A 21358-nucleotide genomic window follows, 5' to 3' on the forward strand; every position below is an offset into this window, starting at 1 on the left:
GCGAGTAACGCGAGGGTGCGTCTGTCATGGGGGGTAGCTGCACTATAAGATGATAGTCCGCAATATTTCGACTAGTTTTCGCAAATTCATGACAGGATAGCGGGATCGATTCCACGGAACATCGGCGCAGCTGAGGCTATGGACGGGCGCGTCCGGATCGTTCTCCATGAACGCAAGCGAATCTGCAAGCACTTGCAATGACTTACGTGGATCGGCGTATAGTTTGCGCATGACGCGTCGACTGGCAGAGGTGGCCAAGAAAGTCGGGGTGAGCGAGGCCACCGTGAGCCGGGTGCTGAACGGCAAGCCGGGCGTCTCCGAGGCGACCCGCGAAGCCGTGCTGACCGCACTCGACGTGCTCGGCTACGAGCGTCCCACCCAGCTGCGCGGTGACCGCGCCCGGCTGGTCGGCCTGGTCCTGCCCGAACTGCAGAACCCGATCTTCCCCGCCTTCGCCGAGGTGGTCGGGGGAGCGCTGGCCCAGCAGGGCTTCACCAGCGTGCTGTGCACCAGGACCGTCGGCGGGGTCTCCGAGGCCGACTACGTCGACCTGCTCCTGCAGCAGCAGGTCTCCGGGGTGGTCTTCGCCGGCGGCCTGTACGCCCAGGGCGACGCCTCGCACGAGCACTACGAGCTCATCCTCGAACGCAAACTTCCGACCGTGCTGGTCAACGCGGCCGTCGAGCACCTGGGCTTCCCGCAGGTGTCCTCCGACGACGCCGTGGCGGCCGAGATGGCGCTCGGCCACCTGCGGGCCCTCGGCCACGAACGCATCGGCATGGTGCTCGGCCCCAAGGACCACGTGCCGTCCAGGCGCAAGCTCGACGCCTTCCTGGCAAGGGGCGGCGACTACGACCTGGTCGAGTTCACGATGTTCTCGCTGGAGGGCGGCCACGCGGCCGCGACCAGGCTGATGCGCAAGGGAGTCACCGGTGTCATCTGCGCCAGCGACCTGCTCGCGCTCGGCACCATCAGGGCGGCCAGGCGGGTCGGGCGCAAGGTGCCCGACGACCTGTCCGTGATCGGCTATGACGACTCGGCGCTGATGACCTGCACCGACCCGCCGCTCACCACCGTCCGCCAGCCGATCGACGCGATGGGGCGGGCGGCCGTCGACCTGCTCGTGGCGTTGATCGACAAGGCGGTGGTCCCAGCCGACGAGCTGCTGTTCGAACCGGAGCTCGTCGTGCGCGCCTCCACGGCCCGCGTGCAGTAGGCCCGCACCCCTCCACGCCTCGCGCCCCCAGTAGGCCCGCGCGCCTCCACGGCCCGCGCCCCCAGTAGGCCCGCGCGCCTCCACGGCCCGCGCCCCCAGTAGGCCCTCCGCCCCTTCATGGCCCGCGCCTCCAGCAGGCCCGCGTGCGCGACCCCGCCGGTAGGGAGCGGGCCGGCTTCCTGCCCGTGCTCGACCGCCCGGGTACCGCCGTGCACGGCTGCCTGCCCTGACGCTTCTCGGCGTCCCCGCACACCCGCCCATTGGCCCCCCTGTCCCCGTCCTCCGGCGGCGGCGGGCGGGTGTGCACATGGGTCGCCACGAGCTACAGCCGTCATGGAGTCGTTATATTTCAATCAACTGTCAAAATCTTGCAGTCATCTGTCGGTGCTGCTTATCGTGTGGGCCTCCCCATCCCCATCAGAAGGGTCCAGACCGATGAGCAGCTCCCGCAGAGCACTCGGCCTGCTGATCGTCACCGGCCTCAGCCTGTCGGTCGCCGCCTGCGGCTCCACGCCCGACGAGCCGGCGCCCGCGGCGAGCGGGACGGCCCAGGCCGCGCCCGTCACGATCTCCGTCGGCTGCCAGCCGCCCAAGACCAACCCCCTGCAGCGCAAGGACTGGGACGACGACGTCGCCGCCTTCCAGAAGCTGCACCCGAACATCACCGTCGACAGCAAGGACGGCTTCCCCTGCCACGACGTGAAGACGTACGACGCCAAGCTGGCCGGTGGCCAGATGGAGGACCTCTTCTACGGCTACTTCGGTGACGTCCAGACCGCGATCAAGGCGGGCCAGGCCGCCGACATCACCGCCTACGTCGACACCGTCAGCACGCTCAAGGACATCGACCCCAGCGTGATGGCGGCATACACCGTCAACGGCAGGACTTACGGCGTTCCGCGCGGAAATTACAAGGTCGGCCTCGTCTACAACCGCAAGCTGTTCACCCAGGCCGGACTCGACCCGAACACGCCGCCCAAGAGCTGGGCCGAGATCCGCGAGGCGGCCACGCTCATGATCCCGCCGATGGTCCTCATCCTGCCCCTCTACGTGACGGTCGTCGACCTGGACCTGCTCAACACCCCGTGGGCGATCTGGCTGCCGGCCGCCGCCAACGGCTTCAACATCTTCCTGCTCAAACGCTTCTTCGACTCCGTCCCCCGAGAGCTCATCGAGGCGGCGGAGATGGACGGCGCGTCGCCCGCGCGGATCCTGTGGTCCATCGTGCTGCCGGTCTCGCGGCCCATCCTCGGCGTCGTGTCGATCTTCACCGTGGTCAACGTGTGGCGCGACTTCGTCTACCCGCTGCTCGTGCTGCCCGACACCGATCGCATGACGGTGAGCGTCGCCATCAACTCGCTCTCGCAGACGATGCCGACCAACGCGCTCACCGCCGCCCTGGTGATCGCCAGCCTCCCGACGATCGTCATCTTCCTGTTCTTCCAACGGCACATCATGGCGGGACTCACCGCCGGAAGTCTCAAGGGTTAGGAGCGCAATGTCCGACACGTGGTGGCGGGGCGCCGCGATCTACCAGGTCTACCCGCGCAGCTTCGCCGACGGCGACGGCGACGGCGTGGGCGATCTGGCCGGGCTGCGGGAGCGCCTGCCGTACCTGAAGGACCTGGGGATCAACGCGATCTGGCTCACCCCGTGGTACCCGTCGCCCATGGCCGACGGCGGCTACGACGTGGCCGACTACCGCGACATCGAGCCCGCGATCGGCACGCTGGCCGAGGCGGAGACGTTCATCGGGGAGGCACACGGGCTGGGCATCAGGGTCATCATCGACGTCGTGCCCAACCACACCTCCACCGCCAGCGCGTGGTTCCAGGAGGCGCTGCGGGACCGGTCGAAGCGCGACCGCTTCTGGTTCCGCGACGAGCCCAACGACTGGCGGTCGATCTTCGGCGGGCCCGCGTGGACGCAGGTGGCCGACGGTCAGTGGTACCTCCACCTGTTCGACCCGGGCCAGCCCGACTACAACTGGGACAACCCCGAGGTGCGTCAGGAGTTCCACGACGTGCTGCGCTTCTGGTTCGACAGGGGCGCCGACGGCATCCGCGTCGACTCCGCCGCGCTGCTGGTCAAGTCGGCCACCGCCTACGAGGACCTCGACGGCGTGCACGACATCTACCGCGGCTGGCGGCGGGTGGCCGACGAGTACGACGACCGGATCCTCGTCGGCGAGGTCTGGCTGCCCGACCAGGAGCGCTTCGCCCGCTACCTGCGTCCGGACGAGTTGCACACCGCCTTCAACTTCGACTTCCTCGCCTGCCCGTGGGAGCCCGCCGCGCTGCGCGCAAGCATCTCGCTGACGCTGTCGACCCACGCCTCCGTGGGGGCGCCGCCCACCTGGGTGCTGTCCAACCACGACGTCGCCCGCGTGGTCACCAGGTACGGCAGAGCCGACACCTCGTGGGACCACGCCGACCGCAGGGACGGCGTGCCCGCCGACCTGGAGCTCGGCCGCCGCAGGGCCAGGGCGGCGGCGCTGCTGGCGATGGCGCTGCCCGGCGGGGTCTACGTCTACCAGGGCGAGGAGCTCGGCCTGCCGGAGGTCGACGACATCCCCGACCGCCTGCGCCAGGACCCCATGTGGACCAGGTCGGGCCACACCGTCCCCGGACGGGACGGCTGCCGCGTGCCGCTGCCGTGGTCGGGCGACGCGCCGCCGTTCGGGTTCGGCCCCGGCGTGGGAGAGCCGTGGCTGCCGCAGCCGCCGGAGTGGAAGGAACTGACCGCCGAGGCGCAGGCCGGCGACCCGGCATCCATGCTCACCCTCTACCGCACGGCCCTGCGCCTGCGCCGCGACCGGCTCGGCGACGGGTCGCTGACCTGGCTGGACCTGCGCCCCGACGTGCTGGCGTTCACGCGGGACACAAGGGTGGTGTGCGTGGTGAACCTCGGCCCCGACCCGGTACGGCTGCCGCCGCACTCGGCGGTGTTGCTGGCCAGCGGGCCGACGGGGGACGGGCTGCTGCCGTGCGACACGGCGGTGTGGCTGGAACCCTGACCGGCCCGGGGCCGGGGGAGGCTAGCCGCGGGCGGCGATGTCGCCGAGCGTGGTGACGGTGTCGAAGTCGTTGGTCAGCCGGTTCTTGGTGACGGCGAAGGTGAGGCCGGTGGCGGTGTCGGCGTAGGCCACGCTGCCGCCGGCGCCGGCCATGCCGAACACCGTCGGCGTCTCCTCGGGCGCCGACCCCGGCCGGCCGATCGCGTAGCCGAGGCCCCACGCCGACGGCATGCCGAACACCTCGTCCACGCCGCTGAAGGAGGTGGCCGTCACCTCGCGCAGCCTGTCGGGCGAGATCAGCCGCGTGCCGTCCACCTCGCCGAGCAGGGCGGCGTACATGCGGGCGATCGCCCTGGCCGAGGTCTTGCCGCCCGCGGGGATGTCGGCCGACAGGTAGTCGGGGCGGCTGCCCAGCCCGGCGGTGGGCATCAGGTCCATCGGGCCGGCCTTGAACATCGGCAGGTCCTCGGGCATGTCCGCGAACGCCGACATGTCCATGGGGGCGTCCTCCAGGCGGGCGAGCCGGTGGTGCTCCGAGGTGGGCATGCCGAAGTAGAGCTCGTCGGCCACGCCGAGCGGCCCGCTCACCTCTTCGCGCAGCACCTGCGAGATCGGCTTGCCGGTGGCCCGCCGGACGATCTCGCCGACGAGGAATCCGAACGTGTAGGCGTGGTAGCCCATGCGGGTGCCCGGCTCCCACCACAGTTCGGCGTTCTCGAGGGCGGCGACCATCGTGTCCCAGTCGCAGACGTCCTCCGGCGTGGTGTCCAGCGGGAGGCCGGGCACCCCGGCGGTGTGCGTCAGCACGTGGCGCACCGTCACGCCTTCCTTGCCGTGCGCCCCGAACTCCGGCCACAGCTCCGCCACGCGCGTGTCGTAGCCGAACAACCCGCGCTCCACCAGTACGTGGGCGACGGTGGCGGTGGCACCCTTGCCGATGGAGAAGTTGTAGAACGGTGTGCCGGGCGTCACGAGCCGGCCGGTCTCCGGGTCGGCCACACCGGCGACCACGTCCACGACCTGCCGGCCGTCACGGTAGACGGCCACCTGGAGGCCCCGCTCCCGGCCCGACTCGACCAGGTCGTCGGCGGCCTGCTGCACCAGCTTCTGGAGTTCGCTCATCATGTCCGTCCTTCAATGTTTGGAACTAGACGGTACAGTACTGAGACCGGTACGGAACTGTCTAGTACTATCCGGACCATGACAACGGAAGTGGGTCGCACGGCACTCAAACGCAGGCAGATCCTCGACGCCGCCAAGGCGGTCTTCCTGCGCAACGGCTACGTGGGCGCGAGCATGGACGAGGTCGCCGCCCTCGCCGCGGTGTCGAAGCAGACGGTCTACAAGTACTTCACCGACAAGGAGCAGCTCTTCACCCACCTCGTGCTCGACACGACCGGCGAGATCGACCACCTCACCCGGATGGTCACGGCGGCCTTCGACGACAGCGACGATCCCCGGCGGGCCCTGGGCGAGCTGGCCCGCGCCTTCCTCGGCTCGCTGCTGCGGCCCGAGGTGCTGAGCCTGCGGCGGCTGATCATCGCCGAGGCCGACCGCTTCCCCGACCTGGGCCGCACCTGGTACGAGCAGGGCTTCGAGCGGGTGCTGACGACGCTGACCGGCTGCTTCGGGCGCCTGGCGGAGCGCGGCCTGCTCCACCTGGACGACCCCCGGCTGGCCGCCGACCACCTCATGGGCCTGCTGCTGTGGATCCCGGTGAACAGGGTCATGTTCTGCGGTGGGGACGCCTCCTACACCGACGCCGAGCTCGACCGGCTGGCCGAGACGGCGGTCGCGGCGTTCCTGCGCGCCTACGGAGTCAGCGCACCGCTTTCAGGTTGAGGATCCACAGGTCGCGGCCGTCGGTGTCGCTCCAGGCCAGCAGGGTCCCCGGATCGTTCTTGTCGCCCAGGCCGACCGCCATCGACGGGTCGGCGGGGTCGAAGGTCGCCAGCGTCCCCGCGCGCAGATCCTTGATGACCTGTAACCCCGCGCGCAGCCGGAGCACCACGAACCGGTTCAGCACCGGCCCGCTCGCCGTCGTCCCCGGCAACTCGACCGTGCCGGACCCGTCCGTCCTGCGCGCGAGCGTCACCCCCGAGATCGGGTGGCGCTCCACGCACCAGTCGGGCGAACACCGCGCCACCCCCTGCCCGCCGGTCACGAACGCTCGCGAGCGCCCCGACTCCAGGTCGGTCAACGTCCCCTTCGCCAGGTCGGCGGCCCACGGCCAGGCCAGCAGCCACAGCCCCTCGCCGGCCTTCTCCCTGCCACCCCTGCCGGACAGCGGCCGGCGGTAGACCGCCTGGCCGGTGTTCCAGAACAGATGGCCGTCGCCCACCTGGAAGCGGGCCTCCGGCGGGGCCGACCGGTCGCCCTGCGCGGCCTTGGTGACCAGGCGCGGCCTGCCGCCCTTGACCGGCACGCGCCAGAACCGCGTCTCCAGCGTCTCGTCCGCGCGCAGCCCGAGCGAGCTCCACACCACGAGCCGGCCGTCCGTGGCGAACCCGCGCACCTCGTCGCCCGCCGGCAGCTTCGCGAACCGGCCGATCCGGCCGGTGGCCGCGTCGTAGACGTCCAGCCGCACGTCGCCGTAGCCGAGCCGGTTCTGCGCCAGCAGCACCACGCGCCGGTCGTCGATCGCGATGGCCGGCTGGTAGACCAGCCCGTCGGCGGACCGGGCGGGTAGCCTGGAGACCGCGCGCGGCCACACCTCCTGGGCCGCCCTGGCCAGCCCGACACTGGCGGGCACGGGCCTGGCGGCGGCCGACACGTGGTCGGCGGGCGCCGCGACCGTCGGCCTGACCAGCACGACCAGGCCGGTGACCGTGGCCAGCGCCAGACCCGCGGCGGCGGCCGACCGCAACCGCCTGCCGGTACGGCGCCGCCGCAACCGCGACAGGCCCGACAGCAAATCGGCGGGGCGAGCCGTCGCGGCCGCCGCCTCCAGCGTCCTGACCAGGTCGTCCTGCCGGACGGCGACGCTCTGGTCGCGCACCCTGGCCGCGGGCAGGTCGAGCACGCGCGCGATGTCCTCGTTCGACAGCCCGCCGTACGAGCGGAGCACGATCACCGCCCTGGCCAGCGGAGGCAGCTCGGCCAGCTGCCGCCAGACGTCCGGATCACCGCCGTGCCCGGCGATCTCGGCCTCGGGCACCCCCTGGCCCGCCCGGCGCCGCCGCCGGCGCACGAACAGGCGGGCCATCGCCGTGCCGACGAAGGTGTCGGGGTGGCCGGTCCTCGCCATGCGTAGCCCGGCCAGCGCCTCCTGGGCCAGCAGGACGCCTTCGCGCTGGTCGCCGGTGAGCACGAGGCCGTAGCGCACGAACCCCATGCCCTTGATGAGCACGAAATCGGTGAAGCCGTCCGGAGGACCCATCCAGCCACCTCCGTGGCCAGCATCTCAGGAGGATTCGCGGATGACCAGTTCGGTCGGCAGGATGACCGGATCGGCGGGACCGCCCTCGAACAGCCCCAGCAGCAGCCGTGTCATGGCCGCGGCCTGCTCGAAGATGTGGTGGCGGACCGTGGTCAGCGGCGGGTCGGTGTACTTGGCGGCCTCGATGTCGTCGAAGCCGACCACGGCCACGTCGTCGGGCACCCTGCGCCCCGCCTGGCGCAGTGCCTGCAGCGCGCCGACGGCCATGAGGTCGTTGCCGCAGAAGACCGCGTCGAGCTGGGGGTCGTCCTCCAGCAGCTGCCGCATCGCGACGGCGCCCGACTCCCTGGTGAAGTCGCCGATCGCCACGATGGAACGCCGGTCGGAGCCGCGCAGCACGGTGCGGTACCCCTCGAGCCGGTCCAGGCCGGCGATCATGTCCTGCGGGCCCGCGATGGTGGCGATCCGGCGCCGGCCGCTCTCCACCAGGTGCCGTACGGCCTCGGCCGCCCCGCCGACGTTGTCGTTGTCGACGAACGGGATGTCGATGGGGACGGCGGGCCTGCCGTACGAGACGACGGGGATCCGCATCCGCGCGATCGCGGCGGGCAGTGGGTCGCCGCCGTGCATGGAGATGAGCATGACGCCGTCGACGTGGCCGCTGGCGATGTAGCGCTCCACCCGCGCGTGGCTCTTGGCCGAGCTGGTCAGCATGAGCACGATCTGCTTGTCGGCCGCCTCCAGCTCCACGCTGGCCGACCTGATGACGGTGGAGAACATCGGGTCTTCGGAGAACACCCTGGTCGGCGGTTCGGAGAAGACCAGGGCGATCGAGTCGGTCCGCTGGGTGACCAGGCTGCGCGCCGCCGGGTTGGGCACGTAGCCGAGCTCGTCGACCGCGCGCAGCACCGCGTCGCGGATGTGCGGGGCGACCGTCGACTGCCCGTTGACCACCCGGGAGACCGTGGCACGCGACACTCCCGCCCTGGCGGCGACCGCCTCGAGGGTGGGGCGCTTCACCCTTTGACGCTTCCGGCCAGGAGCCCGCGGACGAAGTAGCGCTGCATCGACAGAAAGACCACGAGAGGAATGATGACAGACACGAAAGCGCCCGCGGTCAGCCGTTGCCACTCGTTGCCCTTGGTTCCGGCCATCTGCGCCAGCCGGACGGTCATCGGCGCGCTCTCCGCGGTGCCGCCGCCGAAGATCAGCCCCACCAGCAGGTCGTTCCACACCCACAGGAACTGGAAGATCGCGAAGCTGGCGAGGGCGGGTGCCACCAGCGGCAGCACGATCCTGCGGAAGATCGTGCCGTGGGTGGCGCCGTCGACCCTGGCCGCCTCCATCAACTCGTGCGGCAACTCGGACATGAAGTTGTGCAGCAGGAAGACGCCGAGCGGCAGGGCGAAGCAGGTGTGGGCGCACCAGACCTGGACGAACCTGCCGGTGCCCTCCAGGTTCCAGGCGGGCATGAGCTGCAGGCCGAACACCTCGACGCCCTCGGAGAAGAACGACAGCAGCGGCACCAGCGCCATCTGCAGCGGCACGACCTGCAGCGCGAAGATCCCGATGTAGATCCAGTCGCGGCCCCTGAACGGCAGCCAGGCCAGCGCGTAGGCGGCGAAGGCGGCGAAGGCCAGCGGGAAGAGCACCGACGGGATCGTGATGACGATCGAGTTGAGCAGGAAGCTGGCCAGCTGCCCGGAGGAGGAGGACGTGCCGAACAGCACCTCCTGGTAGTTCTCCAGCGTCAGCACGGGCGCGGAGAAGAACGTCCACCAGCCGGTGGTCTTGATCTGGTCCTCCGGCCGGAACGACGACAGCAGCAGGCCGACGGTGGGTGTCGTCCAGAGCAGCGCGATCAGCAGTGCGGCGAGGGAGGCCGTCCTGCTCGACAGGCGGGCGCGCACCCGGGCTGGCGCGGTCGTCATCGAAGGGCCCTCCTGCTGCGGATCTGGTAGATGACGATCGGCGTGACCAGCACGAACAGGAAGACCGCCAGCGCGGCGCCCTTGCCGGTCTCGCCGTAGCGGAATGCCTGGTTGTACATCTCGTTGGCGATGACGCTGGTGTCGAACTGGCCGCCGGTCATGGTGCGCACGATGTCGAAGAGCTTCAGCGTGCCGATCGACTGCGTGACCAGCACGACGATCACCGCGGGCCGGATCGAGGGCAGCGTCACCCTGAAGAACATCTGCGCCGCCCCGGCGCCGTCGAGCTTGGCGGCCTCCACGATGTCGGCGGGGATCCCCTTGATCGCCGCCGACAGCACGACCGTGGCGAAACCGGCCTGGATCCAGACCATCACCACGATGAGGAAGAGCGTGTTGAGCGGCGGGTCGAGCAGCCACTGCCGGGGCTCGCCGCCGAGCCACACCACCACCTGGTTGAGCAGGCCGATCTGGTCGACGCCCTCGGGCCGGTAGGCGTAGACGAACTTCCAGATGATCCCGGCGCCGACGAACGAGATGGCCATCGGCAGGAAGAGCAGCGACTTGGCCAGCGACTCGAACCTGGCCCGGTCCACGATCACCGCGTAGACCAGGCCGATCGCGGTCACCAGCAGCGGGACGAGGACCACCCAGACGAGCGTGTTGCGCAGCACCGTGACGGCTTCCGGCTGGGTGAACATCCACGCGTAGTTGTCCAGGCCGACGAAGGCGGTGCCGTCACCGCTCATGAACGACAGCAGCGTGGTGCGGACGGCCGGGATCACCAGGCCCACGGCGAGCAGGACGACGGCGGGGGCGAGCAGGATCGCGGCGTGCAGGCGGGCTCTGCTGCGCATCGGGGCCCGGTCGAGAAGCAGCAGGACCAGGCCGACGACCGCGAGGAACGCGACGACGCCGATGACCAGCTGGATGAGTTTGGGCGACTCGGCGGCCAGGTCGAAGTCCAGGTCCAAGGGTCCTCCTGGGGGCCCTCGGGCGCGGGGGTGGCGCCGGAGGGGGCGGACGTGAGCGGGCTGGGGCGGGCGTTCCCCTGACCGGTACGGCAGGCGCCGCGCGGGCTGCCTGCCGTACCGGGGACTTCAGGAGGTGGGCCAGGAGGCGTCGATGAAGTCGAGCACCGTCTTGGTGTCCTTGCCGTTGATCCAGTCGGTCATGCCCTTCCAGAAGGTGCCGGAGCCGACGGCGGCCGGCATGAGGTCCGAGCCGTCGAACCTGAACACCGTCGCCTCGTCGCGCAGCATCTCCATCGACAGCCTGTCGATCGGGTTCTGCGCGTTGGCGAGGTCGACGCCCTTGTTGGCCGACACGTACGTGCCCAGCTTCATCCTGGAGTTGGCGTGCTCGGGCGTGGCCAGGTAGCGCTGGAACGCCTGCACCTCGGGCCGGTCGGCGAAGGCGGCGACGAACTCGCCCGCGCCGAGCACCGGCTTCGTGGCCGGGTCGTTGCCCGGCAGGTAGAAGGCGAAGACGTCACCGTCCTGGGCGACCTTGGTGCCCTCGGGCCAGAAGTTGGCGTAGAAGGAGGCCTGGCGGTGCATCGCGCACTTGCCCGTCGTGATCGGCACGCCGCCCTCCTGGAAGGCGGTGCTGGCGATCGACTTGACGGGCCCGTACCCGCCGTTGACGTACTTGTCGTTCTTGAGGATCGCGCCCACCTTGTCGACCGCCGCGACCACCTTGGGGTCGTTGAACTTCAGTTCGTGGGAGACCCAGCGGTCGTACTCCTCGGGTCCGAGCTCGCGCAGGATGACGTCTTCGATCCAGTCGGTCGCCGGCCAGCCCGTCGCCTCGCCCGACTCGATGCCCGCGCACCACGGCTTGGTGCCGGCGGCCGCGATCGTGTCGCTCAGCTTCATCAGCTCGTCCCAGGTCTTCGGGACCTGCCAGCCCTTCTCCTGGAAGGTCTTGGGCGAGTACCAGACGAACGACTTCACGCTGGCGCCCAGCGGGGCGGCGTAGAAGGTGCCGTCCACGGTGCCGTAGGCGATCCAGTCCTTGGACCAGCCCTGGTCGGCCAGCGCCTTGACCTCGGCCGGGGCGGGCTTCAGCTTGCCCGCCTTCGCGAAGCGCGCCAGCAGGCCAGGCTGGGGGAAGAAGGCGAGGTCAGGCGGGTTGCCGCCGTCGGACCGCACCTGGATCTGCGCCTCGAACTCGCCCGTGCCCTCGTAGGTGATCTTCATGCCGGTGCACTGCTCGAACGTCTTCCAGTTCTGCTGGAAGAGGTCGGCCTCGGTGTCCCTGATGGGGGAGTAGACCGTGACCTTCTTGCCGTCGTGCTTGCCGTACTGCTGGAAGGCGGCGCAGTCGGCCGCGGGGGCCGCCTGGCCGGTGGAGGACCCTGACCCGGTGGAGCCGCAGCCGGTGACGACGAGCGCCAGCGCCGCGGCTCCGACGAGAAGTCGAGGGGCGGTGGTCATGTGCATCCTCCTGTGCCGGTGAGAGCGTTCTCTGAGAATTGATGGCGCACATGACGAGGTCAATATCGGGGGGATCACGGTTTGTTGGGACCCCAGGTAAACCCGTTGTCGCTGATCACGGACCTGTACCAGAGAGCGCTGTCCTTCAGGGTGCGGGCCTGGGTGGCGTAGTCGACGTGGACGAGGCCGAACCTGCGGCGGTACCCCTCGGCCCACTCGAAGTTGTCCAGCAGCGACCAGACCAGGTAGCCGCGCAGGTCGGCGCCGGCCGTGATGGCCGCGTGGGCGGCGCGCAGGTGCCCTTCGAGGTAGGCGAGCCTGCCGTCGTCGTGCACCCTGCCGTGCTCCACGACGTCGTCGAAGGCGGCGCCGTTCTCGGTGACCATGAGGCCGACCCGCGGGTAGTCCCGCGACAGCCGTACCAGCAGGCGCGACAGGCCGCTGGGCACGATCGGCCAGCCCATGGCGGTGACGGGGGCGTCGGCGGGGGCGAAGCGCACGCCCTCCGAGCCCGGCCACGCGGCGTCGGCGGGCAGTCCGGGCGCCGCGTCGACCACGCAGGGGTTGTAGTAGTTGACGCCGACCAGGTCGATGGGGGCGTTGACGATCTCCAGGTCGCCGTCGCGGATGTGCGCGGTGCCGCCGTTGCGACCGGCGGCGCTCAGCACCTCCTCCGGGTACCGGCCGGCCAGCGCGGGGTCCAGGAACTGGCGGGTCAGCAGCGCGTGGATGCGCTGGACGGCCTCGGCGTCGGCCGCGGACGGCGCCACGTCAGGGTCATTGACCTGGGCGGGTGTCAGCACCGGCGCCGAGTTGACCACCAGCATGATCTCCTCGGCGCCCTTCGCGCGCAGCGTCCTGGCCGCGAGCCCGTGGCCGAGCAGCAGGTGGTGCGCGGCCCTGAGCGCGTCGTGCGCGGAGGTACGGCCCGGCGCGTGCACGCCGTTGCCGTAGCCGAGGAACGCCGCGACCCACGGCTCGTTGAGGGTGGTCCAGTGGCTGACCCGGTCGCCGAGCCGGTCGTGCATGATCGCGGCGTAGTCGGCGAAGCGATGGGAGGTGTCGCGGACGGTCCAGCCGCCCAGGTCCTCGAGCGTCTGCGGCAGATCCCAGTGATAAAGCGTGACATATGGGGTGATGCCGGCTTCGAGGAGCTCGTCAACGAGCCTGTCGTAGAAGCCGAGGCCCGCCGAGTTGGCCGGTCCGGAGCCGGTGGGCTGGATCCTCGGCCAGGCGACGGAGAACCGGTAGGCCCCGAGGCCCAGCTCCCTCATCAGCGCCACGTCATCGCGGTAGCGGTGGTAGTGATCGCAGGCCACCTCGCCGGTGTCGCCGTCGCGGACCTTCCCCGGCGTCGCGGAGAAGGTGTCCCAGATCGACGGGCCGCGCCCGCCCTCCTTCGCGGCCCCCTCGATCTGGTAGGACGCTGTGGCCGCGCCCCAGACGAAGTTCTCAGGGAAGACCACGGTCCCCCGCGCCTCCATGGTCGTGATCGTCATCCCTTGACAGCTCCTTGCATGATTCCTCCGATGATCTGCTTGCCGAGCAGGACGAACACGAGGATCAGCGGCAGGGTACCCACCGCCGTCCCCGACAGGCCGAGGACGTAGTCGTTGACGTACCCGCTGGCAAGCGTCGACAGCGCCACCTGCACCGTCGGGTTCTCCGGGGTGAGCACCACCAGCGGCCAGAAGTAGTCGTTCCACGCCGACATGAACGTCAGCATCCCGAGCACCGCCGCGGCCGGCCGCGCCGCGGGGAGTACGACGTGCCAGAACAGCCCCCAGGTCGTCGCGCCGTCGACCCTGCCCGCCTCCAGCAGTTCCGTGGGCAGCGCGCGGGAGAGGTACTGCGTCATGAAGAACACCCCGAAGGCGTTCACCAGCGCGGGCACCACCAGCGCGTACATCGAGCCGGTCCACTCGATCTTCGCCATGAGCATGTAGAGCGGGATGATCCCGAGCTGGGCCGGCACCATCATGGTCGCCACCGTGATCAGCAGCAGGATGTTCCTGCCCCTGAAGGACAGCTTGGCGAAGGCGAACCCGGCCAGCGTCGAGAAGAACATCACCGCGATCGCGATCGACCCGGCGACCAGGAAGGAATTGAGCAGGGCCAGGGCGAACGGCACGGTGTCGAAGACGCGCTGCACGTTGGCGAGGAAGTTGCCGCCGGGCAGCAGCGGCGGCGGCACCTCGGCCAGCGCCGAGTTGTGCCGCGAGGCCACGACCACGCTGTAGTAGAGCGGGAAGACCGAGAAGAAGGCCACCGCCAGCAGCGTCAGATGGGTGAGGCGTCGTCTCACTTGAAGGCCCCTCCCAGCCGGCGGGTCAGCAGGTAGTTGACGCCCGCCGCGACCACGACGAACAGGAACATCACCCACGAGGCCGCCGAGGCGTAGCCGAAGTCGAACTTGGTGAAGCCCAGGTCGTAGACGTAGAGCGCGAGCGTCTGGAACTGGCGGTCCGGTCCGCCGCTGGTGATGCCCCCCGCGCCGCTGCCCGCCCCGAACAGCAGGGGCTCGGCCAGGATCTGCATCGCGCCGATCGTCGAGACCGTGACCACGAAGATGATCGTGGGCCGGATCATCGGGATGGTGATCTTCTTGAGTTGCGTCAGGTTCGACGCGCCGTCGATCGTGGCCGCCTCGTACAGCTCCCTGGGGACGGCCTGCATCGCCGCCAGGAAGATCAGCGCGTTGTAGCCCGTCCACCTCCACATGATCATCACCGAGATGGCCACGTGCGAGGTCGCGGTGCCCTCCGCCCAGGCCACGCCCTCGATCCCGAACCACGACAGCATCCAGTTGATCAGCCCGTAGTCGCGCCCGAACAGCTGGCTGAAGATGACCACGACCGCGACCACGCTGGTCACGTTCGGCACCAGCAGCGTGATGCGGAAGAACGTCTGCGCCCGCAGCGGGCGGTTGAGCAGGTGCGCCAGCCAGATGGCCAGCACGAGCTGCGGCGCCGTCGACAGGACGCCGATGGAGAAGGTGTTGAACGTGGCGTTCCAGAAGTAGCCGTCGCCGAGCAGCGTGCCGAAGTTCTCCACCCCGATGAAGGTGTGCGTGTCGGAGGTGAGCGTCCACTCGTGCAGGCTCACCCACGCCGTGAAGATCAGCGGGAACACCCCGAAGGCGCAGAACAGCAGGAAGAACGGGGCCACGTAGGCGTACGGGGAGAGCTTGAGGTCGAGCGCGTGCCTGACGAGGCGGCGGCGCCTCCCGGGCACCGCGGCCGGCAGGGTGGCCATGCGGAGGTCCTCCAGGTCGATGCGGTACGGCGGGACGGGCGCGCCCCGCCGTACCGGGGGCTACTTGATCTTCTCGACGTCCGCGACGACCTGCGCCCACGCCTCGTCCGGCGTCTGCTTGCCCTGCTCGACCCGGCCCAGCCCGTCGCCGACGGCCACGCGCACGTCGCCCTCCTTGGGGCCGAGGTGCTGGGGCTTGAGGGTGCGCGCCGCGTCGGAGTAGATCTTGCCGATCGGCGCGTCACCGAAGAACGGCTTGGTGAAGCTCTGGATCGACGGGTCGTCGTAGAGGGCGGGGATCGAGGGGAAGGTGCCCTCCTCCTTGAAGACGCGGGCCTGGTTGTCCTTCGAGGTGAGGAAGTCGATCAGCTCGGCCGCCTCCTCGGGGTGCTTGCCCTGCTTGGGGAGCAGCAGGTGCGAGCCGCCGCTGTTGCCCGAGCCGCCGGGGACCTTCGCGATGTCCCACTTGCCGGCCGCGTCCTTGGCCTGTTCCTGGATGTAGCCGGTCATCCAGGCCGGGCAGATGATCGTGGCGAACGAGCCCTTGGCGAAGCCGGTGTTCCACGGCGGGGAGAAGGCGGCCAGCTTGGCGCTCAGGCCGTTCAGGCTGAGCTGGTTGGACAGGTCCCAGGCCTTCTTGACCTCGGGGTTGGTGGCGACGACGATCTGGTCCTGGGCGTCGTAGAGGCCGACCGGCGCCTGATTGACGATCGCGCGGAAGATCTCGCCGGGGGAGTCGACGAACTTGGCGTCCTTGACGTTCGCGGCGAACTTCTTGCCGGTGTCGATGTACTGCTCCCACGTCGGCCAAAGCTCGGCGACCTTCTCGCGGTCGGTGGGCAGCCCGGCCTTCTCGAACAGGTCCTTGCGGTAGCACATGGCCAGGCCGCCGACGTCGGTGCCGAGGCCGAGCAGCCGGGAGCCGTTCTTCGACAGGCCCTGCTGCCACTTCCAGTCCAGGTAGTCGCCCTGCCGCTTGTCCAGGCCGTACTGCTTGAGGTCGTGGAACTTGTCGGGCTGGGAGGTGAAGGAGCTGATGTAGCCGACCTCCACCGCCTCGACGTCGGCCGCGCCCGCGTTGGTGGCCAGCCGCTTGACCAGGTTGTTGTGGTGGTCGTTGAACTGCGTGACCCGCTCGACGATCTCCACGTCGGGATGCGTCTTCCTGTACTCCTCGTACAGCGGCTTGAAGCCGAAGTCGCCGAAGAGCGCGACGCTGAGGGTCACCTTCTCGGCGGTGCCGCCGCCCGTGTCGGCGGTCTGCTGTGATCCGCCGCCGCAGGCGGCGAGCGCGAGCGCGAGCGCGGAGGCGGTGAGCACCGGTACGGCGAGCCGCCCGAAGCGGCGGGCCTGGGAGTACGGCGTGGCCATGGAACCCTCCTCGAGGGCGGTGGGGAGTGGCGATGAGAGAGCGCTCTCTCAGAGGTTGCGGGTCGGGGGCCTGCCATGTCAACGGAGGGTTTCAGGGGTGCGCCAGAGAGCGCTCTCTCATCCATGGCGGCGTTTCCGCAGGTGACGGCCACGCCTTGGAGTGGTGGGAGCGCTCCCAGACGGTTGGCCCGTTTCCAGAGTGTTACCTGTAGTGGGAGAGCGTTCTCTCAGCCGAGGACGCGGCCGAGCACCTTGGCGTACATCCGGCCGGGGCTCGGCGTCGCCGGCGGGGTCAGGAACCCCGGCAGCATCGGCAGATCGACCGCGAACGCCTGCAACCGTTCGTACAGCACGTTGGCGTCGCGCGGCCGGTCCTCGACCGACTTCTCCAGCAGGTCGGACAGCACCTTCCCGAGCGCGGCCGGAAGCCCGGGCACGGGGGGCGGCCGCTCCTTCACCTGCTTCTCGAACACGACGTACTCCGTCGGGCCGGTGAACAGCTGCCGCCCCGTCAGCATCTCGTGCAGCACGCAGCCGAGCGAGTAGAGATCGCTGCGCGGCTCGGCGACACCCCGCTGGATCTGCTCGGGCGCCATGTAGGCGGGAGTGCCGAGGATCTGCCCGATCCTGGTGAACTGCGTGCCGTTCGCCTCCCGCAACATCGCCAGGCCGAAGTCGAGCACCTTGACGCTGCCGTCGCGACAGAGCATGAGATTGGTCGGCTTGAGATCGCGATGGCAGATCTCCAGCGCGTGCGCCGCCGACAGCACCGCGCACGCCTGCGCCGCGATCGCCACCGCCCACGGCACCGGCAGCGGGCCGTGCTCGCTCAGCAGGTCGGCGACCGTGACCCCGTCGATGAACTGCATCACCTGGAACAGCCGCTGCTCGTGCGTCCCGAAGTCGTACAGGACGGGCGCCCCCGGATGCTCCAGGCGCGCCAGGATGCGCGCCTCCCTGGTGAAGCGCCGCTCCAGTTCCTCGTCGGCGTCCTTGCCGGGCAGCGGGTACAGCAGCTTGACCGCCACCCGCCGGTCGAGATGCCGGTCGTGGCCACGGTAGACGGCGCTCATGCTGCCCCGGCCCAGAGGAAGGTCGTCGAGCACGTAGCGGTCACCGATGACCATCCGCCTCTCCTGCCCCCTCCACGACCAGCCCGCTTGAGACCCTCCGGGGAATCTACAGCAACCAGGTGGATCTTGATCGCCGTGCGGCGCGGGCCCGGTCCCGCGGGCGCCGGACGTGGCCGCCGACGATCGGCCCATGGGGCGTCAGGAGATCACGGCGGTGCACGCGGACGCGGGCGGCCGTTGCCGCCCGCGGCTCGTCGTCGGCCTCCCACGGTTCTAGACTCGAGCGTGGACCTCGTCGCCCGGACGAGAGGCAGGTGCGCCGCGTGTCCGACGAGCATCTCACCCATGGCTGGGAGCAGGACCTCGACGCCGGAGACTCCCTGGTGCGCAGGTTCGTGCTGGCCAACGCCGACCGCAACGCCTTCGTCGCCGCCTACGCGGGCGGGCGCGCCGAACGCTGGCAGGACCTCGCGGTCGCCGACCCCGCCTCGCCCGTCCTGTTCGACAACGCCGCCGTGCTGCTGGCGCCACCGCCGTACATCGACCTGGCGGACACGCTGCGGCGGCTGCTCGCCTTCTACCCGCCCGAACGCCACTTCGTGTTCCTGTCGGTCTGGCCGACGCCGGACCTGTCCACGGCGGGCCTGCGGCTGATGGGCCATCCTCCGCTCATGCTGCGCCCGCCGGGCGGGAGCCCGCCGCCCCTTCCCGACGGGCTCAGGATCGTCCCCGTCACCGACCGCCGCGGCCTGGCGGACTTCGTCCGCACACTCGTCGAGGCCTACCCGATGCCGGAGGCGGAGGGCACGGTGTTCGGCGACGCACGGGTCCTGGACGGCCCGATCAAGCTGTTCGTGGGATACGCCGGCGACCGGCCCGTCGCCACGTCCGGATCCCGGCTCGGGCACGGCATCGTCGACGTCGAATGGGTGTCCACGCTGCCCTCCCATCGCGGCAGGGGCATCGGCGCCGCCGTCACCTGGGCCGCCACGTTCGCCGAGCCGTACCAGCCGGCCATGCTCATCGCCAGCGACGAGGGCCAGCCGGTCTACGAGGCGATGGGATACCTGCGGCTGATGCGGCTGACGATGTGGCACCGTCCGCCGGCGACCTGACGCTCACCCTCCCGGACGGACGAGCGGGCCGCCGGGCTGGCGTGCCGGGTGCGGGAGCCGGGTGGTGGGGCCGGTCGGTCACGGCCGCAGGACGAAGTCCCTGATCGCCGCGCCGATCTCGTGCGGGGAGTCCTCCTGGACGTAGTGGATGCCGCGCACGCCGACCTCGCGCTGGTTCGGCCAGGTGCGCGCGAACTCCAGCGCCCTGCCGACCAGGATCGCGCCGGGCTCGGCGGAGATCAGCAGCTTGGGGACGGCGCTGCGGGCCAGCCAGCTCCCGTACGCCTCCACCACCTCGGCCACGTCCCGAGGCGTGCCGTCGATGGGCAGCTCACGGGGGAAGACCAGCGTGGGCAGGCGCGAGTCCCGGTCGCCGAACGGAGCGCGGTAGGCCGCCATCTCCTCCTCCCGCAACGGACGCAGCACGCTTCGGGGCAGCACCGTCTCGACGAAGAAGTTCTGGCCCAGCAGCAGTTCCTCGCCTTCGGGCCCGCGCATCGCGCGGAACAGCGTGTCGCGGCCCTCGGGGAAGTCGGCCCACAGCCGCGGCTGGACGATCGCCTCCATGTAGGCGATCGCGCGCACGCGCTCGGGGTGGCGGCGCGCCCAGTGGAAGCCGAGCGCCGAACCCCAGTCGTGCAGCACCAGCGTGACCTGCCCCTCGGGCAGCACCGCGTCGAACCAGGCGTCGAGGTGGCGGGCGTGGTCGGCGAACCGGTAGGCCCCGTCGGCCGCGGGCCCGGAACGGCCCATGCCGACCAGGTCGGGCGCCAGGCACCGGCGGACGTCGGCCAGGTAGGGGATCACGTTGCGCCACAGGTAGGAGGAGGTGGGGTTGCCGTGCAGGAACACCACCGGCTCGCCGTCGCCGGTGTCCACGTGGCTCAGGTGGGTGCCCAGCACGCGCACCTGCCGCCGCGGGTGCGGGTCGGCGGCGGAGATGGTGCCGGTACCGGTGCCGGCGGCGGAGATGGTGCTGGTGCTGGTGTCGGCGGCGGAGACGGTGTCGGTGCCGGCGATGGTGTCGGTGCCGGTGCTCGCGGTCATGGGTGTCGTCCTTCGGTCGGTGAGGTGGAAGGGGCCAGGAGGGTGCCGAACACCACGGTGGTGAAGCGCTCCAGCGGATCGGACGAGCGCTCCACCTTCATCCGCAGCATCGCCCCCTGCCAGGAGGCCATCAGGAAGTCGGCGAAGTCGGGCGCGGGCAGCGGCAGCGTGATCTGGCCTGCCCGCTGCGCCTCGTCCAGGCAGCGTGCGAACGGCTCGTGCCACTCGGTGAAGATCTGTGCCAGGTGCGTGCGGATGGCCTCGCTGGTCTCGGTCGAGTCCAGGCTGGTGTTGCCGATCAGGCATCCGTCGTGCCACTCGCGTGCCCGCAGCCGTTCGGTGATGGCGTCGAAGTAGGCGCGCAGCCGTTCCAGCGGAGGCCTGCCGGTGTCGTCCAGGGTCGCGGCGACGATCGCGCGGACGTCGGTGAAGTAGCGGTCGATCACCGCCAGCCCGAAGTCCTCCTTGGAGGCGAAGTGGTTGCTGAACGAGCCGAGCGGGACGCCGGCCGCCGCCGTGATGGTGCGGACGCTCGCGCCCACCAGTCCCGTCCTGCGGACGGCCTCCATCCCTTGGTCGAGGAGTTGGTCTTTCTTCGATGGTCTCGCCATGAGTCCAATATGGACGTTCATATTGGTTTCGTCAAGCCATAGGCTCCACAACCGGAAAGGCCTCCCGGGAGCGCGTGACGCGCCCCCGGGAGGCCTGTCGTTCCGGCGGGATCAGACGTTGCGGCGGTACTGGCCGCCCGCCTCGAAGAGGGCCTCGGTGATCTGGCCGAGCGAGCACACCCTCGCCGCGTCCATCAGCACCTCGAACGCGTTGTCGTCCGACATGGCCACCTCCCTCAGCCGGCGCAGCGCCGCCGGCGCGGTGGAGCGGTTCCTCGCCTGGAAGCCGCGCAGCCGGTCGAGCTGGGAATGCTTCTCCTCCTCGGTCCCCCTGGCCAGCTCCAGCGGCCCGTGCTCCACCTCGCCGCGCGGGTTGCGGAAGGTGTTCACCCCGATGATCGGCAGCGAGCCGTCGTGCTTGCGGGTCTCGTAGAGCATCGACTCGTCCTGGATCTTGCCGCGCTGGTAGCCGGTCTCCATCGCGCCGAGCACGCCGCCGCGGTCCGACAGGCGCTCGAACTCGCTCAGCACCGCTTCCTCGACCAGATCGGCCCCGCTTAATGCGCTCAACGAATTTTTCAGAACACTCGATCCGCAGCCCTTCGTCTTCGTCATCATACAGAGAAATTTCGTTAGAAAATGCTGAAACTCCGCTCATGAATTCACCCCTTGTTATATTAAAATCCAAGTCTAACAAAAATCAAAAATCACCAGATGATCCATCCCCGCCATCAGTGACCCAATACTCACACAACCGCAATCAGTAATTCAGACACACTTGCACCCAAATGCACTGCAGTGCCCATGCTATCGAGGCATAAGTCCGGATGTGCCGAGAAGCAGCCTTCCAATGGGTTGAAACTGGCATCCAGGAACCTCCAATCGTTGTGTGCCCGCGCATCCGAG

At 69.9% G+C, this 21358-nt stretch carries 18 protein-coding genes and 1 pseudogene; 5 read left to right on the plus strand and 14 right to left on the minus strand.

Going from position 1 to position 21358, the window contains the following annotated elements; all coding sequences use genetic code 11:
- Positions 1–229: 229 nt before the first annotated feature.
- From ABZX22_RS36995 to ABZX22_RS37005, 3 genes are all read left to right on the plus strand, one after another.
- A complete protein-coding gene (locus tag ABZX22_RS36995) occupies positions 230–1216 on the plus strand; it encodes a LacI family DNA-binding transcriptional regulator (protein WP_354919006.1) in 987 nt (328 codons plus the stop codon).
- A 435-nt stretch (positions 1217–1651) separates the two neighbouring features.
- Positions 1652–2707, plus strand: a complete 1056-nt coding sequence (locus tag ABZX22_RS37000; protein ID WP_354919009.1) for an extracellular solute-binding protein — start codon at positions 1652–1654, stop codon at positions 2705–2707.
- 7 nt (positions 2708–2714) lie between these two features.
- Positions 2715–4232 carry a glycoside hydrolase family 13 protein gene (locus ABZX22_RS37005; protein WP_354919012.1) on the plus strand — a complete coding sequence of 506 codons (1518 nt, stop codon included), beginning with the start codon at positions 2715–2717 and terminating at the stop codon, positions 4230–4232.
- Positions 4233–4253: 21 nt separating this feature from the next.
- On the opposite strand, the gene ABZX22_RS37010 is transcribed toward ABZX22_RS37005, so the two are convergent.
- Positions 4254–5357 carry a serine hydrolase domain-containing protein gene (locus ABZX22_RS37010; protein WP_354919014.1) on the minus strand — a complete coding sequence of 368 codons (1104 nt, stop codon included), beginning with the start codon at positions 5355–5357 and terminating at the stop codon, positions 4254–4256.
- A gap of 75 nt (positions 5358–5432) precedes the next feature.
- On the opposite strand from ABZX22_RS37010, the gene ABZX22_RS37015 reads away from it, so the two are divergent.
- Positions 5433–6074 carry a TetR/AcrR family transcriptional regulator gene (locus ABZX22_RS37015; RefSeq protein ID WP_354919017.1) on the plus strand — a complete coding sequence of 214 codons (642 nt, stop codon included), beginning with the start codon at positions 5433–5435 and terminating at the stop codon, positions 6072–6074.
- On the opposite strand, the gene ABZX22_RS37020 is transcribed toward ABZX22_RS37015, so the two are convergent.
- The 10 genes from ABZX22_RS37020 to ABZX22_RS37065 form a co-directional block, all read right to left on the minus strand.
- Positions 6052–7611 (minus strand): sigma factor-like helix-turn-helix DNA-binding protein, encoded by a 1560-nt coding sequence (locus ABZX22_RS37020; RefSeq protein ID WP_354919020.1) that lies wholly within the window; start codon positions 7609–7611, stop codon positions 6052–6054. The two genes, ABZX22_RS37015 and ABZX22_RS37020, sit on opposite strands and share 23 nt — an antisense overlap.
- Before the next feature lie 24 nt (positions 7612–7635).
- A complete protein-coding gene (locus ABZX22_RS37025) occupies positions 7636–8631 on the minus strand; it encodes a LacI family DNA-binding transcriptional regulator (RefSeq protein ID WP_354919023.1) in 996 nt (331 codons plus the stop codon).
- Positions 8628–9542, minus strand: a complete 915-nt coding sequence (locus ABZX22_RS37030) for a carbohydrate ABC transporter permease (RefSeq protein WP_354919026.1) — start codon at positions 9540–9542, stop codon at positions 8628–8630. Before ABZX22_RS37030 ends, ABZX22_RS37025 begins: the two co-directional genes overlap by 4 nt.
- Entirely contained in the window at positions 9539–10510 is a 972-nt protein-coding gene (locus ABZX22_RS37035; protein WP_354919055.1) for a sugar ABC transporter permease, read from the minus strand. Before ABZX22_RS37035 ends, ABZX22_RS37030 begins: the two co-directional genes overlap by 4 nt.
- A 132-nt stretch (positions 10511–10642) precedes the next feature.
- The gene (locus tag ABZX22_RS37040; RefSeq protein WP_354919028.1) at positions 10643–11980 is read right to left on the minus strand and encodes an ABC transporter substrate-binding protein; all 1338 of its coding nucleotides are present in this window, start codon (positions 11978–11980) and stop codon (positions 10643–10645) included.
- A 74-nt stretch (positions 11981–12054) separates the two neighbouring features.
- Positions 12055–13479 carry a GH1 family beta-glucosidase gene (locus ABZX22_RS37045; RefSeq protein ID WP_354919031.1) on the minus strand — a complete coding sequence of 475 codons (1425 nt, stop codon included), beginning with the start codon at positions 13477–13479 and terminating at the stop codon, positions 12055–12057.
- The gene (locus ABZX22_RS37050; RefSeq protein ID WP_354919033.1) at positions 13476–14285 is read right to left on the minus strand and encodes a carbohydrate ABC transporter permease; all 810 of its coding nucleotides are present in this window, start codon (positions 14283–14285) and stop codon (positions 13476–13478) included. Before ABZX22_RS37050 ends, ABZX22_RS37045 begins: the two co-directional genes overlap by 4 nt.
- Positions 14282–15235, minus strand: coding sequence for a sugar ABC transporter permease (locus tag ABZX22_RS37055; protein ID WP_354919035.1), 954 nt, complete (start codon positions 15233–15235; stop codon positions 14282–14284). Before ABZX22_RS37055 ends, ABZX22_RS37050 begins: the two co-directional genes overlap by 4 nt.
- A 60-nt stretch (positions 15236–15295) precedes the next feature.
- Positions 15296–16606, minus strand: a complete 1311-nt coding sequence (locus tag ABZX22_RS37060) for an extracellular solute-binding protein (RefSeq protein WP_354919038.1) — start codon at positions 16604–16606, stop codon at positions 15296–15298.
- A gap of 227 nt (positions 16607–16833) precedes the next feature.
- Positions 16834–17733, minus strand: coding sequence for a serine/threonine-protein kinase (locus tag ABZX22_RS37065; RefSeq protein WP_354919041.1), 900 nt, complete (start codon positions 17731–17733; stop codon positions 16834–16836).
- 269 nt (positions 17734–18002) lie between these two features.
- Here ABZX22_RS37065 and ABZX22_RS37070 point away from each other — a divergent pair, with 269 nt between their 5' ends.
- Positions 18003–18794, plus strand: coding sequence for a hypothetical protein (locus ABZX22_RS37070; RefSeq protein WP_354919044.1), 792 nt, complete (start codon positions 18003–18005; stop codon positions 18792–18794).
- A 78-nt stretch (positions 18795–18872) separates the two neighbouring features.
- Here ABZX22_RS37070 and ABZX22_RS37075 read toward each other — a convergent pair whose 3' ends face one another.
- The 3 genes and pseudogenes from ABZX22_RS37075 to ABZX22_RS37085 form a co-directional block, all read right to left on the minus strand.
- Entirely contained in the window at positions 18873–19841 is a 969-nt protein-coding gene (locus ABZX22_RS37075; protein WP_354919047.1) for a haloalkane dehalogenase, read from the minus strand.
- Positions 19838–20452, minus strand: a complete 615-nt coding sequence (locus ABZX22_RS37080) for a TetR family transcriptional regulator C-terminal domain-containing protein (protein ID WP_354919049.1) — start codon at positions 20450–20452, stop codon at positions 19838–19840. The genes ABZX22_RS37075 and ABZX22_RS37080 overlap by 4 nt, the downstream gene beginning before the upstream one ends.
- 111 nt (positions 20453–20563) lie before the next feature.
- Positions 20564–21001, minus strand: a pseudogene (locus ABZX22_RS37085) (methylmalonyl-CoA mutase family protein); the annotation flags it as partial.
- Between the last annotated feature and the right edge of the window lie 357 nt (positions 21002–21358).

This window comes from Nonomuraea sp. NPDC003804 (assembly GCF_040610675.1).
Classification (GTDB): Bacteria; Actinomycetota; Actinomycetes; order Streptosporangiales; family Streptosporangiaceae; genus Nonomuraea.